Here is a 16,256-nt window from a genome sequence, read left to right on the forward strand (position 1 = left end):
ATATAAAACAATATCTTGATCTAAATTTATAAGTTATATTTAATTTAATTTTGTTCACAATTTAAGCTTATACACTTTTTATCCTTGATAAGAATGATAATTATTTGCAATTATATTTATAGATTTCTTTATAATATAAATTGGAGTATCCACATGCGTTCTACCATCGTGGTCACAGGTGCTGCAAGAGGGATAGGAGCGGCTATCGCCAAGCAACTGCTAGATAAGGGCTATCATGTTATTGGTATTGACCTACAAGAAAATCCTAAACAATGGGATATCAGCAAAAAAATCACGCCAGATCAATCTCCACAATGGCAAGGCATCTCACAAGACATTACTCATCAACAAGAAACACAAGACTTAATTTCAGAGCTTTTAAAAAAATACGAAATCACTGGGTTAGTAAATGCAGCAGGAGTATTAATTATGAGCTCCATGCTTGAAGCAAAAACAGAAGATTGGGAAACACTTTTTGCTGTAAATGTTATGGCGCCTATCGCGATCAGCCAACAAGTTGCTAAACATTTTTGTACAAAAAGGCGGGGTAGTATTGTCACTATTAGTTCAAATAGTGCACGCATGCCGCGTATACAACTTGGTATGTATGCCACCACTAAGGCTGCACTGAGTCATTTTTGCCGCAATCTAGCGCTTGAAATTGCACCTTATCAAGTTAGGCTAAATATTGTTTCACCAGGATCTACTCTCACTCAAATGCAGCAACAACTCTGGACTGATAATACACCTCCACCTGCAGTAATTGATGGTGATTTGAGTCAGTACCGAACAGGTATTCCTTTAAGAAAACTCGCGCAACCAGATGATATTGCCAATACCGTGAGTTTTTTACTTTCGGATCAAGCCGCCCAACTTACGATGCAAGAAATAGTGGTAGATGGGGGAGCTACACTTGGGGTTTAAAGATTACTTCAGAACTACAAAACCCTGAAATTAAATAAAAATATTTTTAGAGATAGAAAAGGAAAATACTAATGAGTATTCCAAAGATTGCAAGTTACAGTATGCCCCAAGCCCATGAATTTACTACCAACAAAACAAATTGGCCATTGCACACCAATCGAGCTGTTTTATTGGTTCATGATATGCAGCAATATTTTTTAGATTTCTATGACTTAACTCAGGAACCTATTCCAGAACTAATTAAAAACACCAAAGCATTAATTGATGCCGCTCATCAGTCTAATATTCCCGTTGTTTATACAGCACAACCGGGCAATCAATCACCTGAACATCGACAGTTATTAACTGATTTTTGGGGACCGGGTTTAAAGAACGAGCCGAGCTTTACGCAGATTTTTCCAAAAATTTCACCTCAAAAAAATGATACGGTTCTTACCAAGTGGAGATATAGTGTTTTTAAATTTTCACCTCTCGAACAACTCATGCGGGAATCTGGTCGCGATCAACTGATTATCTGTGGGGTATATGCACATATTGGTTGTCTTATGAGTGCTGCTGAAGCTTTTATGCTAAACATCCAACCATTCTTATGTGGTGATGCACTAGCTGACTTTAGCCGAGAAGAGCACGATATGGCGTTAAAATATGCTAGTACACGATGCGCTCAAGTCATGACAACACAACAAGTGATTCATGCCTGGATGCAAGAACAAGATGCACTATCCTTAGCATAATAGTGATTTAACTTATTCTACTTAAAATATAAAAAGCAGATCATCGATCTGCTTTTTATATGTGTGGAAATGGATACTTATAATAGAGAATGAAGGTAACTCATCATGATTTAATCAATAATATATAATGGTTATCATTATGTTTTTGATAATTACTTAATATTGAATATTAAAACTTATATGTATATGATACATCGCTAAACACAAATGATAATATTTATCATATGTTAATTATTATATATAATGAGGTCGAAAAATGACTTAATGAAGAGGGTCGCAATATGGTTCAGCTCAAGAATGCTTTTATTCGCCAAGCGCATACATTCAAATCATTTTCATAATTTTCAAGTAAGTATAGACAAAATAATTTTAAAAAATTTCTATACTTTTCAACATTAAGGCTAATTAATCATGACGGCAACTTCAAAATCATTATTAAATGGACTACCAATAAAAAAATCGAGAATTCAGGTTTTTGAAATTTTAAATCAAAATCCCCAAGGCTTAAGCGCGGTGAGTATTTATGCCCAAATTAAAAATGAACATAAAATAACCCTCGGAACGATTTATCGAATCTTATCGGAATTTGAAAACCGTAAACTCATCAAAAGAGTGTTCCTTGGGAAGAGTAAAAGTATTTATAAGCTTAGAAAAGACAAGATGAGTTGTAACCTAATTTCGCTCAAAACCTCTGAAGCATTTAACTTTGAAAACGAGAAAGTTAAAGAATTACTTCATGAGGTTACGGATATTATCTTTGCAAATACCGGAGTCGATATCAGTAGTGTTGAGCTCAATCTATATACCGAATAAAAATCTTTTAAACTGCCATAAAAAATAAAGGACAGCCTCATACTGTCCTTTATTTTTATTAAATGAGTTATTTGATCACTTTAATTCGGGTCGTAGCTGGAATAGTTAAAGGTGAATTGTTAGCAACATAAGTTTCAAGGGCATCAATATCTTGACCACCACCGACACGGTTTTGGCCTTCTTTTAATACGGTGAAGTTGTCACCACCATCTGCCAAGAAGCTATTTACCGTCACGCGGTATACTTTAGTGTCAACCAAGGGTGAACCAGCAACCATGATGTTACTTGCTCGCGGTGAAACAGAAGTATTTGCCGCATATTGGTAACTCAACTCTTTAGACGGCTGTAAAATTCTAGGTGAATTTGCATTTGCACCAGACCATTGCTGTTCCAGTACATCTCTAATCTGTTTACCAGTTAAGCTCAAAGTCACAATTGAATTACCGAAAGGTTGAACTGCAAAAACATCTCCAAATGTAATCTGGTTACTACTATTAATGAGTAGATCCGCACGTACGCCACCTGGGTTCATTAAGGTAAAGTCAGAGCCTTGGTTACTTGCTTTTAAGGCAGCTGCTTGCTGAGCATCGGCAATCATAATACCGAGCGGGCTTTCACCACTTTCAACTTGAGTACGACTGATCACTGCTGTTGCAGTTCCAACCACACGACTTGAAATGGTAGTCACAGCTTGGCGGTACTTATCTAAAATTGCTTCAATGCTTGGGGTTTTACTAAACTTTTGATAAAGATCTGTAAGACTTACAGTAGTTGTACCAGATGTATAGGCCTCACTTTGTACAGGAACTTGTTTAGCATCTTTTTTAATTACATCACCAGTTTTACCATCAAGTTCAACCTTGATGTCAGTAATGAGCGTTCCATATTGTCCAGCTGAAGTAAGTAAGAAAGGTTTAGCTGGATTTTTTGTTGCATAGTCACAAATATAAGACTGGTGTGTGTGGCCTGAAACAACAATATCAACTGCTGGATTAAGCTTATCTAAAACACCCAAAATCGGACCACTTAAACCATCACATGTTTTTTGATTGAGCTTCGTACTTGGCGCGGCACCTTCATGCACAACGACTACAATGGCTTCAATTCCTTGTTTTTTTAATTCAGGAATCAACGCATTTACCGTATCTGCTTCATCACGAAATTCAACGTCTTTAATACCTGCCGCAGAAACAATACTTGGCGTCGCTTTAAGGGTTAAACCAATAAATGCGACTGGAATTCCACCATAAGTTTTGACTTTATAAGCAGGAAAGATCGTTTTGCTCGTATCATTTTTCATTGCTACGTTAGCTGCAAGGAAATCAAATTGTGCACCGCTAAAGTTCTTATTAATTTGGCAAGGAGCAGTGCTTGTGTATTGCTGACATCCACCATTTTTTAAACGGCGTAATTCATCTGTACCACGGTCAAATTCATGATTACCTACAGCATTAAAGTCAATTTGAATATCATTCATGACTTCAATGGTCGGTTCATCTAAAAATAAAGAAGAGGTGAGAGGAGATGCGCTAATTAAATCGCCTGCCGAAACTACAGCATTATTTGGATTTTCTGCTTTAAGCTTTTTAATCGCATCGGCAAAGTAACTCACTCCACCCACAGGAATACGAACAGATTGAGAAGCATCATTTGGATTAGGTGCCTCGACATAACGCTTAGGTGGCTCAAGATTTCCGTGAAAGTCATTAAAAGCTAAAATATTGACGGTCTGATTGCTTCTTTGGGCCGGTGGTGCTGTGTCGTTATCATCATCGTCATTACACCCAGCCAATAAAGTTACTGCCAGAGAAAGGGTTGTTACTTTAAAAAGTGTTGTTAAATTTTTCATTTTTTTATCATTTGATCAATTAAGACGGATAAAAAAATACGCGTTTAGTATGAATATTTGATGAAAAATGAATATAACTATAAATAGAGCGATCTTAAAAAATTGGTGATAAAATTATATGTAGGCTTCTATAAAGGGAGTAAACAACAGAGTGCTTAAAATAAATACTGACTTTTAAATTTTTCATAAATAATTCATTAATTTGCAATAAAACATCTACAAAATATTGGGTGAGTAAAATTGATTTTTAATTCATCTTTTTTAGTCACGTTAACTTTTTACCAAGTATAAGAGTCAAGAATGACATCATTGCCTACTTCATCTAGCTCAGAACAGCATAATTTAGAAACTTATATTAATAGAGAACTGTCCTTATTAGAGTTCCATAAACGCGTGCTTGCTCAAGCAAAAGATATTGAACATCCCTTACTCGAACGCTTAAATTTTTTAATTATTTTTTCACGTAATCTGGATGAGTTTTTTGAAATTCGTGTGGCAAGTCTAATCCGAAAAATTAGCTTAATGAGCCAAGCAACTGGCCCAGAAGGATTGCCTTTAGCAGAAGTATTAAAGCAAATTTCCAAAAATACGCATGAGGCAGTTGAAGAACAATATAAAATCTTAAATTATACATTGTTACCCCAACTACAAGGCTACGGCATTCATTTTATTCAACATGCTGACATATTAGAAAAACATAAAGAATGGATTAAAGAATACTTTTTTAAAGAAGTACAACCTGTCGTTACTCCAATTAGTCTTGATCCAGCACACCCATTCCCAAGATTGGTCAATAAAAGCCTCAATTTTATTGTTACTTTAGAAGGCAAAGATGCTTTTGGACGTCAGATTGATTTAGCTATTGTGCCAGCACCACGTTCTTTACCAAGGCTTGTTAAAATTCCGGAGCATATTTCCGGCGGTGCCGAACATTACATTCTTTTGTCCGCTATTATTCATCAACATATTTCAGACCTATTTCCTGGTATGAAAGCAACGGGCTGTTATCAATTTCGCGTAACACGAAATGCTGATTTAACCGTATCTGAAGATGTAGAAGATTTAGCAGAAGCCTTAAAAGGTGAGTTATCTTCACGTCGCTTTGGGCAAGCTGTCCGCCTCGAAGTAGGTGAAAAATGTCCTACCACAATTGCAAACTATTTATTAGAACAATTTGATTTAGATCCTGAACATCTTTATTACGTAGATGGTCCCGTAAATTTAACCCGTTTTATTTCGAATTTTGACTTACCAGAATTGCGATATAAACCCTATCAACAGGTCTTACCGCCGCTTCTTTATGACAAGAAATCAATTTTTAGTGTATTAAAAGCAGGGGATGTTTTACTCCATCATCCTTTTGATTCTTTTAAACCTGTCATTAAGCTTCTTAGAGAAGCAGCACAAGATCCTAATGTATTAGCCATTAAACAAACCCTGTATCGTAGTGGGGCAAATTCTGAAATCGTTCAACTTCTTGCAGAAGCTGCCCGAAACGGTAAAGAAGTTACCGCTGTTATTGAGTTACGTGCACGCTTTGATGAAGAATCAAATATTGAAGTTGCTAACGTATTACAAGAAGCTGGTGCAGTCGTGGTTTACGGAATAGTAGGTTATAAAACGCATGCCAAGATGATTTTAGTTGTTCGTCGTGAACAAGATAAGATCAAAAGATATGTACATTTAGGGACAGGCAATTATCATGCAGTGAATGCCAAAATTTATACAGATTTTGGTTTACTAACGAGTGATGCTGAAATTTGTGAAGATGTACATAAAATTTTCCAAGAACTCACTGGTATGGGCAAAATGGCAAAGCTTAAAAAACTTTTTCATGCACCCTTTACCTTACACTCACAACTGCTTGAGTTAATTGATCAAGAGATTAAAAACAGTCTCGCAGGCAAAAAAGCCCACATTATAATTAAAGTGAATGCGCTTACTGAACCTCAGCTGATTAGTGCGCTTTATAAAGCATCACAAGCAGGCGTCCAAATTGATTTAATTATTCGCTCGATTTGTTGTCTCAGGCCACAAGTTACAGGTTTATCTGAAAATATACGTGTACGCTCAATTGTTGGCCGTTATTTAGAACATACTCGCGTTTACTATTTTTATAATAATGGCGACACAAAGGTTTATTGCGCTAGTGCTGACTGGATGGAGCGTAACTTATTCTCTCGTATTGAAACATGTTTTCCTATCGAAGATAAAAAATTAAAGAAACAAATCATTGAAGATGGTTTAAATAATTACTTACGAGACAATCGCCAAGCTTGGGAATTACGATCAGATGGCACATGGGTACAATGCCACCCTAAACGTGGGCAACATCTTCATATTGCACAGCAATATTTAATGAATTTGACTATTTAAAACAATAGTCACAATGGTATTTTAAACTGTTGTAACTTTTTAGAAGTTTATTTGAATGTTATCGGGTTATTAAAATTTGGTCAAAAAACACAATTATCGAACAATATCTTAGCTAGGGGTGGTCTACAAACCCAATTTTTTTATTTAGAATAAATTTTTAATTGCCTTATAAATCTTAATCAAGTGATTCATTTCATAAGATTAATATGAACCGGAGATAATTTATGCAATGGACTAAACCAGCTTTTACTGATTTACGCATTGGTTTTGAAGTTACTATGTACTTCGAAGCACGTTAATTCAGTTTCATCCAAATATGTCATAAGCCCTAGTCTTGTTCTAGGGCTTATCTCTTTCTAATAAGATATTAATTTTATGTATATTTATGTTTTAGGTTCAGCTGCCGGAGGCGGGTTCCCGCAGTGGAATTGTAATTGCCCGAACTGTCATGGTGTGCGCACAGGTTCAATCCAAGCCAAAGCCCGTACTCAATCATCAATTGCTGTTTCTGAAAATGGGACAGACTGGGTTTTATTAAATGCATCACCGGATATCCGTCAGCAACTTTTCGAATTTAAAGCAGCTCAACCAGCACGTAAATTGCGCGATACAGGAATAACGAGCGTTATTTTAATGGACAGTCAGTTAGACCATACCACTGGGCTTTTGACCTTACGTGAAGGTTGCCCAATGAATGTGTGGTGTACAGAAATGGTCCATCAAGATTTAACGAGCGGTTTTCCGGTTTTTAATATGCTCAAACACTGGAATGGTGGTCTTCAATATCATGAGATTAATCCTAAGCAAGCCTTTAAAGTTGATGGTTTTGAAAATTTAGAATTTTTGCCTTTAATTATTAAAAGTGCTGCGCCACCATATTCACCACATCGACATGACCCACATGACGGCGACAATATTGCTTTAATTATTAAAGATCATAAAACACAAAAGCAGTTGTTCTATGCACCGGGTCTTGGAAAAATTGATGATCAAATCATGCAGATTATGCAGAGTTCAGACTGCGTCATGATTGATGGTACGCTTTGGACAGACGATGAAATGCAACAAACAGGGGTTGGAACCAAAACTGGCCGTGAAATGGGGCATTTATATATTAGTGGCGAAGGTGGTTCACTGTCTTATTTAAATCAGTTGAGTACACCTAAAAAAGTGCTGATTCATATTAACAATACCAATCCAATTTTAAATGAAAACTCTAGCCAGTTTGCTGAGCTTAAAGCAAATGGTGTAGAAGTTGCCTATGATGGCATGCAAATTGAACTCTAAGGTGAAACATGACTCAAACACCTGAAGCTTTAACGACTGAGCAATTCAAACAAGCCATTATCGATAAAGGCCAGTATTATCATATCTATCATCCATTTCACGTGATGATGTATGAAGGTAAAGCCACCCAGCAACAAATTCAGGCTTGGGTTGCAAATCGATATTACTATCAAATTAATATTCCACTTAAAGATGCTGCAATTATGGCAAATTGCCCCGACCAACGAGTCCGTCAAGAATGGATTCAACGCATGATCGATCAAGATGGCGAATATCCTGATGGTGGTGGTCGAGAAGCATGGCTACGGTTAGCTGAAGCTGTGGGCTTGAGTCGTGAACAAGTTATTTCTGAAGAGTTAGTATTACCTGGTGTTCGTTTTGCAGTAGATGCCTACGTGAACTTTGCACGCCGTGCCTCATGGCGTGAAGCAGCAAGCAGCTCGTTAACTGAACTTTTTGCCCCACAAATTCATCAATCACGTCTTGATTCATGGCCACAACACTACCCATGGATTGATGATAAAGGCTATGAGTATTTCCGTTCTCGTTTAAGTCAGGCCCGCCGTGACGTTGAACATGGCTTAACGATTACGCTTGATTCATTTACAACTCATGAGCAACAAGAACGAATGCTTGAAATATTGCAGTTTAAGCTGGATATTTTATGGAGCATTTTAGATGCTTTAACTTTGGCATATGTTCACAATGAAGCGCCATATCACAGTGTGACGAGTAAACGGGTTTGGCACAAAGGATTATTTAAATGAATAAAGAGCAGTTTGATTTAAACCTTGTGCCGACATGGCGACAAGGTTACCGTTTTCAGTTCGAGCCAGCTCAAAATGGTTTTGTGATTTTATATCCTGAAGGCATGATCAAGTTAAATGAAAGTGCAGGGGCAATCGGACAATATATTGATGGGCAGCAAAATGTTTCTGCAATTATTGCTCAATTAAAGCAAAAATTTGGTGATATTGCCGAAATTGATCAAGATGTTGTGGATTATATGCTGGTCGCAAAACAGCAACACTGGATTGATTTAGTATGACAGAAGGTGTTGGCCTACCTTTATGGTTATTAGCGGAGTTAACTTATCGTTGCCCCCTACAATGCCCATATTGCTCAAACCCATTAGATTATGCTCAGCATAAAAATGAACTAACCACCCAAGAGTGGTTTGACGTTTTTGATCAGGCACGTCAGATGGGTGCGGTTCAACTTGGTTTTTCTGGCGGTGAACCGCTGGTACGTCAGGACTTAGAACAACTCGTTGCACATGCTCATCAACAAGGCTTTTATACCAACCTCATTACCTCGGGTATGGGCCTTACCGAACAACGCATTGCTGATTTAAAGCAAGCAGGTTTAGATCACATTCAAGTGAGCTTCCAAGCGAGCGACCCTGTGGTAAATGATGCCTTAGCAGGTTCAAAACATGCTTTTGAACAAAAGTATGAAATGTGCCGACTGGTTAAGAAATATGATTACCCAATGGTGCTCAATTTTGTAATTCATCGACATAACATTGACCAGATAGGACAAATCATTGAACTTTGCCTAGAACTTAATGCAGATACAGTTGAGTTAGCAATTTGTCAGTTTTACGGTTGGGCTTTTTTAAACCGCCAAGGTCTCTTACCAACCCAAGAACAACTGACCCGTGCAGAGCGGATTACCAATGAATATCGAAAAAAATTAAAAAAGCAAAATCATCCTTGCAAACTAATCTTTGTAGTGCCTGATTATTATGAAGAACGACCAAAAGCCTGTATGAATGGCTGGGGTAAAATCTTCTTTACAGTTGCTCCAGATGGTATGGCACTGCCTTGCCATGCAGCACGACAATTACCAATTTCCTTTCCAAACGTCCGTGAACATAAATTGTCAGATATCTGGTACAAATCAACGGGGTTTAATCATTTCCGGGGCAATGCATGGATGCCGGAAGGGTGCCGTAGTTGTCCAGAGAAAGATCGTGATTTTGGTGGATGCCGTTGTCAGGCCTATATGTTGACTGGAGACGCGGCTAATGCCGATCCTGTATGCGGAAAATCGCCGTATCATCAAATGATTGAACAAGCACGCGCAGAAAGTCAGTTGGCTGCACCTCTACAACAGTTAGTTTTCCGTAATAGTCGAAACTCTAAGTCCTTAAGCGCCACACAAAATATTCCAGTCCACACGATTACAGACATATAGCAAGTAATAGGAATACTTATGAAGCCTAGCCATATTCCAGTTTTCGATGGGCACAATGATGCTTTAACACGTTTATGGCTAAGTGATCACCCAGATCCTGTACATGCTTTTATTCATGAACGCTTAGCGGGGCATCTTGATCTAAAACGCTGCCAGCAAGCAGGTTTTGTTGGTGGAATATTTGCAATTTTTTTACCGCCATACAGCTATGTGCAGCAGCAGCATCCTAATAAGCTATTTGATCAGAATGCTTCTGATTTTACACAACAGCAAATTGAACAAATTTGCATGGAACAACTCGATTTAGCTCAGCAACTTGGTCATCGCTCTAAAAATATTAAAATTTGCACATCGGTTCACAATATTCAGGATTGCTTAGCAGAGCAAAAGCTAGCAATTGTATTACATATGGAAGGTGCTGAAGCTTTACAACAAAATCCGGATTTACTCGATATATTTTATGAAAAAGGTCTGCGTAGTATTGGCCCACTGTGGAATAGACCTAGTCGTTTTGGGCATGGTTTAAATGCTAAGTTTCCCCACTCACCCGACACAGGAGCAGGTCTCACGAGTGATGGCAAAGATTTTATAAAACGCTGCGCAGATAAAAAAATGGTGATTGATGTTTCACATATGAATGAGAAAGCTTTTTGGAATACTGTAGATATATTGCAGCAGCCAATTGTAGCAACGCACTCCAATGCGCATGCTTTATGCCCTCAAGCCCGTAATTTAACAGACCGACAACTCAAAGCAATTCGAGAAAGTAAAGGTATGGTAGGGGTAAACTTCGATGTTGCTTTTTTACGGTCGGATGGGCAACGAAATGCGGATACTTCCATAGATGTAATTTTGGAACATCTAGAATATTTAATGGATCATTTGGGCGAAGAGCATGTGGGCTTTGGTTCGGACTTTGACGGCGCACTTATTGGTACTGAACTTGAAGATGTGAGAGGCCTACATCGCTTAATTGAGCGTATGCAACAGCGTGGTTATTCAAAAACACTGATTGAAAATATCTGCATGAATAATTGGATACGAGTACTTCATAGAATTTTTGGTCAATAATGAATGGCTAAACAGAGTTAATCTACAGAATCATAACTATTTTTTTATTGGCCGAAATGACTAAAAAAAATACAATTAGTTTAATTGTCAACCATTCGGTATATTCACTACACTCAACCTTACTGAATGTAAGAACATTTGGTATTTCAGGTCTTTTGTGGTTTTCACATCACCCATTTCTTCATGAGAAGTAGAAATGGGTTTTTTCTTATCTTAACCAAATAAACGTGACAGTCATCACAATAATCACCAATTATTAGTAAAACCCCTCAATCCCATCTTGACTAAAAGTTCAGCATTAAATACATTTGTAGTGTATTTAAAGATAATAAGATTGCCTAAAGCAATTCATAATACTGCTTAATCCTGAAATACAGTAAAAAGCCTATTCTTTTTTAGAATAGGCTTTTTGCTTTGTATCAAAATTTATTTTTCTGGACTATTTTACTATTCAATTAACATAAAAAATAAACACCTTACAAAAGCGGAGCAAATGAAAGCCGTTAAATAACAAATTTTGTGCTATTAATTTAAGTTAATTGCTTAAAAAGTTACTCCGTTAATCGAAGAGGTGCAAAATGTTAAAATCAATTATAGTGTTGGGAACAGGTATTGCGATTGGCATGTGTATGTACAAGAAGAAGCAGAAAGACAGTAAGAGCTTTAACACACATAGCGATTCTGACTCATTGATTAGTAAAGACACTGCTAAAAACAAAGACGATAGTTCGCTTGATAACGCAGTACAAGTTTAGAGTTAAATAAAAAAGGGTTCAATTAATGAACCCTTTAATTTTTATTAACTGTAAAAATTTTAAAATTAATATTTACTTTAATTAGTCTAACTTAAAGAAAATATTTAAATGAAATAATTACTCAACTATTCATTTAATTATTATAAAAATATGATTAAAACAAAGAAAACACTTTCATTATTAAAATTTACATATTGTATCAGTGGAGTCTTTATTATGAGCGATGCGGATAATAAAAAAATGGAGACTAGTATGTCAAAGCGCCATATTTTAAAAGAAGTGAATGCTAAAAGTATGTGTGGTATGGAAATCGTTGTTGAACAAATTTATGAAAATATTTATGAAAAAAACTTTGCCAAAGATGAACAAGAGCAAAGCTGGTTACCACTTTCTAAAATTGTGATTTCGGATAAAGTCATTAATTTAGATCCAGACAATAGCTTTGCTCATCCAGGAACAGGTAAAGTCTTTAAAGTCCTTAATTCTTAATCGTTTTCCTGTCAGTACACTTTCATATTCCTAATTCATTGAGGCGAAACATAGATACGTTTCGCTTCAATGATTGCTTTTGCACCACCCTTTGAAGCTTTAATTAAGAGAAATTGCATTTCATGACTCGTGATTAACTAAAAAATAGGTTAATTTATTTGTAGGATTTTTAAGTAACTACTGATTTTTTATGATAATTGAGATAGAAACACATCCACTTGAACCATTTTTACCTGAAAATGCTCGTTTATTAATGTTAGGCAGTTTTCCACCGCCACGTAATAAGTGGAAGATGGATTTTTACTATCCCAATTTCCAAAATGATATGTGGCGTATTTTCGGTTTAATTTTTTTTCAAGACAAAACTTACTTTTTAAGTGAAAGCCAAAAAAATTTTAATGAAGGACGTATTCGAAACTTCTTGATTGAAACTGGTATTGCAATCTTTGATACCGCTTATCAAATTAAGCGGTTGAAGGGGAATGCCGCAGATAAATTTCTTGAAATCGTAACGCCTACCGATCTTGCTGTTTTGCTTCAGCAAATTCCTCTATGTCAAACCATTATGACCACAGGCGATAAAGCGACTGATACTTTAATTTCAGTTTTACCAGAGCACACCGAAAAGCCGCTTATAGGAATGTCTACCTCGACTTACTTTGCGGGACGGAATATTGATTTATATCGTTTACCATCTTCTTCTAGAGCTTACCCTTTGGCACTAGAAAAGAAAGCAGAGGCTTATCAAAAGTTCTTTAAAGAAATTGGAATTTTATAAGCAAAGCTGAAATGCTTTTACATCATCCATTCGACTGGTAAATATGAAACAGCTTTAATCATGGTGCGTTGGAAAAGACTCGTATCTGGGTCTTTGTCGTATTCAATAACTTTTCCATCCGCCTGATAATCTAACCAAATGATCTTTCCTTCATTATTTAACTTAAGCTGATAGGCCACTTGTGGTAAGTGCTGATCAAGCATGACCGAAACTTGAGCTTGTAATTGACTTGACTCAATAACCAGACCTACCTCAGTATTTAAGTAAGTTGATCGTGGATCAAAGTTAAATGAACCAATAAATACTTTACCGTCTACATCAAAAAATTTAGCATGCAAGCTTGATTTATTTTTACCTTTTGCGGGAATTACACTTCCAGTTACTACTTCATACCATGTTCTGCGTCTGCGTTCTAAAAATGGCTTGAACTCAAATAGCTCTACACCGGTTTTAAGCATCTCAATTCGATATTGACTATAAAAAGCATGCACAATCGCTACGTCATTTGCAGCAAAAGAGTTGGTTAAAACTCTGACTTTAACTCCTTGTACTTTTAACTGTTTTAAATAATAAGTTCCTTGCTGGGTAGGTACAAAATAAGCTGAAGCTAATTCGATATGCTGTTTGGGTTCTCCCATAATCTCTATGACTTGCCCATAGAGCATCTCTTCCTTAGAGGCTAACCCTAAGATTTTTTTAGGTGAATCTGCAACAAAATATGCTTTTGACCATTGAATTGGATAATTTTGTAGAAGCTCTTTTAAATAAGTTTGTGCATCGGAAAGCTTATCTTCAGTTTGAGTATGGTTTTCACTTTCATGAAGTAGATCATGGTAGTGCTGTCTGAGTGATTGCAAGTGGTGGACAGCACATGTTCCTATGAGCTCGGTAGCATTTTGACTTAAATCACTTTGCCAAAAATCATTAAATACGTCTTGAGCATGCTGTACAGTATGTCCATAAAATAAAATATCTAGATCTGTAAATTGAAACTTACTACTTGCATCAAAATACTCACTACTAATATTTCGACCACCTGTTACGGCAATCACGCCATCTGCAATAATTAATTTATTATGCATGCGATGATTTACTTTTTTGAACCGAAAAATATAGTCTAAAATTCTTAAATATCTAAATTTATAGGGATTAAATAATCGAATTTCAAAATTGGGGTGGTGGAGAAGGCTTCTGATAACGCCATCAAGCTTTATCCCATTTTGATCATCAATGAGTAAGCGGATTTTTACGCCACGATCTGCCGCCGTTAACAACTCATGGAGCATTAGGTTTCCGACAAAATCATTGGTCCAAATATAGTATTGTAAATCGATTTTTTCTTTTGCATTTCTAATTAGATACATTCGAGAAGCGATACTGATAAAAGCATCATCTAATGCAACAAAAGCAGTTAATCCTTGTTTAGTCTTTTCCGTAGCTTGCTCATCATTCAACCAATTAAAGCTATTCGTCACTGTATCATTCTCATCAGGGTCGTATGTACCGTTATACGAAGGTGTATGTGTAAAGCCCCAAGCATTTAATGCCATATTACTGTACTGCTGATAGAACTGATTAATCATGTAAGCTTTTAAGTCGCATCCAAGATAAACACATCTCAGCATTTTTATATTCAATTTATATGTCAAAATTCATATTAAACGTTATAAATACAATCTGCCAAGCCTCAACGCTAGCAATTTCTTATATTTATAGGTAATTCTAAGAAAACATATCCATTTAAGAATAGAGGTTAGATTTAACCCTCTTAAGCCTAATGCTATATTCAATATTATTTTTCATAGGATGCTTGAGATGAGTCATATCGGGTCTTGTTTGTGCAATGAAGTTAAATTTTCAATTACCAATAAAATAAACACGGTTTATCATTGCCACTGTAGTCTATGCCGTAAACAAACAGGAACAGGAGCAAACGCAGCAACCCTAGTGAGTAAGCATAAATTTGAGTGGTTATCAGGTTTAGAACTTGTCCGTACCTATAAAAAAGAAACTGGCTTCACATCTTCATTTTGTAGCAAATGCGGATCACCAGTACCTAACTTAGTAGGCAGTACTGACTTTATGTGGATTCCATTAGGACTATTAGATCAAGATATTGTTGTGCTAAAAAAACTTAATTTTTGTATTGTTTCAAAGTCAAATTGGGTAAACACAGTAGCGGCTGATCAATCTTACAATCAGCTACCAACTTTAAATGAATTAAAAATATTTTTTGATTAGAGAATTTTAAAAAATGAGACTTAGTTTACATTAAGTTTATTTTTTTCGGATGGTTATGCTTGAAGGTTTCACAAAAATACACTAATTACAATTGGCAGCACAACAATTACATTAGAAAACATGATATCTATCATACTTCCTTAAAGAGCTGAGTGACTAGCTTAATAATAAAAGGGAGAAAATAGAGATGCCGCAATATTTAATCATCGCTGAGAATGTGTATAAAAAGATTGAGGACAAAAATTTATTTTCAGAAAGCTCAGCAGAAAACTTAAATCAATTAGTTAGCGCAATTCGTAATGAAATTAAAGGAACCAAGTTTAAACTTAAATACAATTTCATAGATTTCGAGGAATGCCTAACTAAGCCCTTAGAGGAATGTGCCATAAAGTTAGACATGAGCCTGATGCCAAAATATAAAAATAAAGATGAATATATACTATGGCTAGCAGGCTTTATTGAAAGGATTACAACAGGAGGAGAGGCGAAGCTTCCACCTATCTCAAAATTTATACCTCCAGACTTTAAATTTAATTATGACGAACTATCCAAAGTATCAAATTCTACTTCGACTCGAGATGATGGAGAGATGATTGTTAGTTATTTCAATTCAGATGCTTTTACTAAAATTATAAAAGAAGAAAAATAAGTACATAAAAAATATAGAAGTGATCGTCCACTACACTTCTATATGTCGCTGTAAATTCAGCAACCGCCTACTGGGGCGGTTTTTTAATTTA

16 protein-coding genes are annotated in these 16,256 nt (G+C 36.1%); 14 read left to right on the forward strand and 2 right to left on the reverse strand.

Going from position 1 to position 16,256, the window contains the following annotated elements:
* Positions 1-153 precede the first annotated feature (153 nt).
* The 3 genes from AWW73_RS09145 to AWW73_RS09155 all read left to right on the forward strand — a co-directional run bounded on the left by AWW73_RS09145 (position 154) and on the right by AWW73_RS09155 (position 2,471).
* Complete coding sequence (locus tag AWW73_RS09145) at positions 154-924, forward strand: SDR family oxidoreductase (protein ID WP_062849465.1); 771 nt, start codon at positions 154-156, stop codon at positions 922-924.
* Between the two features lie 71 nt (positions 925-995).
* Positions 996-1,658, forward strand: coding sequence for an isochorismatase family protein (locus tag AWW73_RS09150; RefSeq protein WP_062849466.1), 663 nt, complete (start codon positions 996-998; stop codon positions 1,656-1,658).
* 411 nt (positions 1,659-2,069) lie between these two features.
* Entirely contained in the window at positions 2,070-2,471 is a 402-nt protein-coding gene (locus AWW73_RS09155; protein WP_031948305.1) for a transcriptional repressor, read from the forward strand.
* Between the two features lie 67 nt (positions 2,472-2,538).
* Here the strand turns inward: AWW73_RS09155 and AWW73_RS09160 are convergent, their stop codons facing one another.
* Positions 2,539-4,320, reverse strand: a complete 1,782-nt coding sequence (locus AWW73_RS09160) for a bifunctional metallophosphatase/5'-nucleotidase (RefSeq protein WP_057106781.1) — start codon at positions 4,318-4,320, stop codon at positions 2,539-2,541.
* A 300-nt stretch (positions 4,321-4,620) separates the two neighbouring features.
* Between AWW73_RS09160 and ppk1 the strand changes: the two genes are divergently transcribed.
* The 9 genes from ppk1 (at position 4,621) to AWW73_RS09200 (ending at position 13,275) form a co-directional block, all read left to right on the forward strand.
* The gene (gene ppk1 / locus AWW73_RS09165) at positions 4,621-6,696 is read left to right on the forward strand and encodes a polyphosphate kinase 1 (RefSeq protein WP_062849467.1); all 2,076 of its coding nucleotides are present in this window, start codon (positions 4,621-4,623) and stop codon (positions 6,694-6,696) included.
* A 224-nt stretch (positions 6,697-6,920) separates the two neighbouring features.
* Complete coding sequence (gene pqqA / locus AWW73_RS18570; RefSeq protein ID WP_001982218.1) at positions 6,921-6,995, forward strand: pyrroloquinoline quinone precursor peptide PqqA; 75 nt, start codon at positions 6,921-6,923, stop codon at positions 6,993-6,995.
* A 76-nt stretch (positions 6,996-7,071) separates the two neighbouring features.
* Positions 7,072-7,983 (forward strand): pyrroloquinoline quinone biosynthesis protein PqqB, encoded by a 912-nt coding sequence (pqqB, locus tag AWW73_RS09170; protein WP_062849468.1) that lies wholly within the window; start codon positions 7,072-7,074, stop codon positions 7,981-7,983.
* 8 nt (positions 7,984-7,991) lie between these two features.
* Entirely contained in the window at positions 7,992-8,750 is a 759-nt protein-coding gene (gene pqqC, locus AWW73_RS09175; RefSeq protein ID WP_016145249.1) for a pyrroloquinoline-quinone synthase PqqC, read from the forward strand.
* The gene (pqqD, locus tag AWW73_RS09180; RefSeq protein WP_004792407.1) at positions 8,747-9,031 is read left to right on the forward strand and encodes a pyrroloquinoline quinone biosynthesis peptide chaperone PqqD; all 285 of its coding nucleotides are present in this window, start codon (positions 8,747-8,749) and stop codon (positions 9,029-9,031) included. The genes pqqC and pqqD overlap by 4 nt, the downstream gene beginning before the upstream one ends.
* Positions 9,028-10,182 carry a pyrroloquinoline quinone biosynthesis protein PqqE gene (gene pqqE / locus AWW73_RS09185; protein ID WP_062849469.1) on the forward strand — a complete coding sequence of 385 codons (1,155 nt, stop codon included), beginning with the start codon at positions 9,028-9,030 and terminating at the stop codon, positions 10,180-10,182. Before pqqD ends, pqqE begins: the two co-directional genes overlap by 4 nt.
* A gap of 18 nt (positions 10,183-10,200) precedes the next feature.
* Positions 10,201-11,253, forward strand: a complete 1,053-nt coding sequence (locus AWW73_RS09190) for a dipeptidase (RefSeq protein ID WP_062849470.1) — start codon at positions 10,201-10,203, stop codon at positions 11,251-11,253.
* Positions 11,254-12,260: 1,007 nt separating this feature from the next.
* Positions 12,261-12,497 (forward strand): hypothetical protein, encoded by a 237-nt coding sequence (locus AWW73_RS09195; RefSeq protein WP_062849475.1) that lies wholly within the window; start codon positions 12,261-12,263, stop codon positions 12,495-12,497.
* Between the two features lie 190 nt (positions 12,498-12,687).
* Positions 12,688-13,275: a hypothetical protein gene (locus AWW73_RS09200; protein WP_062849471.1), complete on the forward strand. Its 588-nt coding sequence runs from the start codon at positions 12,688-12,690 to the stop codon at positions 13,273-13,275.
* A gap of 17 nt (positions 13,276-13,292) precedes the next feature.
* Here AWW73_RS09200 and AWW73_RS09205 read toward each other — a convergent pair whose 3' ends face one another.
* The gene (locus tag AWW73_RS09205; RefSeq protein ID WP_171254647.1) at positions 13,293-14,900 is read right to left on the reverse strand and encodes a phospholipase D family protein; all 1,608 of its coding nucleotides are present in this window, start codon (positions 14,898-14,900) and stop codon (positions 13,293-13,295) included.
* A gap of 181 nt (positions 14,901-15,081) precedes the next feature.
* On the opposite strand from AWW73_RS09205, the gene AWW73_RS09210 reads away from it, so the two are divergent.
* Positions 15,082-15,516: a GFA family protein gene (locus AWW73_RS09210; protein WP_081409569.1), complete on the forward strand. Its 435-nt coding sequence runs from the start codon at positions 15,082-15,084 to the stop codon at positions 15,514-15,516.
* A gap of 187 nt (positions 15,517-15,703) precedes the next feature.
* Complete coding sequence (locus AWW73_RS09215; protein WP_062849474.1) at positions 15,704-16,165, forward strand: hypothetical protein; 462 nt, start codon at positions 15,704-15,706, stop codon at positions 16,163-16,165.
* The last annotated feature ends 91 nt before the right edge of the window (positions 16,166-16,256 follow it).

It is taken from the genome of Acinetobacter lactucae, assembly GCF_001605885.1.
Taxonomy (GTDB): Bacteria; Pseudomonadota; Gammaproteobacteria; order Pseudomonadales; family Moraxellaceae; genus Acinetobacter; species Acinetobacter lactucae.

Coding starts and splice junctions, on each gene's coding strand:
- AWW73_RS09145 (WP_062849465.1), top strand. CDS start 154: ATGCGTTCTACCATCGTGGTCACAGGTGCTGCAAGAGGGATAGGAGCG.
- AWW73_RS09150 (WP_062849466.1), top strand. CDS start 996: ATGAGTATTCCAAAGATTGCAAGTTACAGTATGCCCCAAGCCCATGAA.
- AWW73_RS09155 (WP_031948305.1), top strand. CDS start 2,070: ATGACGGCAACTTCAAAATCATTATTAAATGGACTACCAATAAAAAAA.
- AWW73_RS09160 (WP_057106781.1), bottom strand. CDS start 4,320: ATGAAAAATTTAACAACACTTTTTAAAGTAACAACCCTTTCTCTGGCA.
- ppk1 (WP_062849467.1), top strand. CDS start 4,621: ATGACATCATTGCCTACTTCATCTAGCTCAGAACAGCATAATTTAGAA.
- pqqB (WP_062849468.1), top strand. CDS start 7,072: ATGTATATTTATGTTTTAGGTTCAGCTGCCGGAGGCGGGTTCCCGCAG.
- pqqC (WP_016145249.1), top strand. CDS start 7,992: ATGACTCAAACACCTGAAGCTTTAACGACTGAGCAATTCAAACAAGCC.
- pqqD (WP_004792407.1), top strand. CDS start 8,747: ATGAATAAAGAGCAGTTTGATTTAAACCTTGTGCCGACATGGCGACAA.
- pqqE (WP_062849469.1), top strand. CDS start 9,028: ATGACAGAAGGTGTTGGCCTACCTTTATGGTTATTAGCGGAGTTAACT.
- AWW73_RS09190 (WP_062849470.1), top strand. CDS start 10,201: ATGAAGCCTAGCCATATTCCAGTTTTCGATGGGCACAATGATGCTTTA.
- AWW73_RS09195 (WP_062849475.1), top strand. CDS start 12,261: ATGTCAAAGCGCCATATTTTAAAAGAAGTGAATGCTAAAAGTATGTGT.
- AWW73_RS09200 (WP_062849471.1), top strand. CDS start 12,688: ATGATAATTGAGATAGAAACACATCCACTTGAACCATTTTTACCTGAA.
- AWW73_RS09205 (WP_171254647.1), bottom strand. CDS start 14,900: ATGCTGAGATGTGTTTATCTTGGATGCGACTTAAAAGCTTACATGATT.
- AWW73_RS09210 (WP_081409569.1), top strand. CDS start 15,082: ATGCTTGAGATGAGTCATATCGGGTCTTGTTTGTGCAATGAAGTTAAA.
- AWW73_RS09215 (WP_062849474.1), top strand. CDS start 15,704: ATGCCGCAATATTTAATCATCGCTGAGAATGTGTATAAAAAGATTGAG.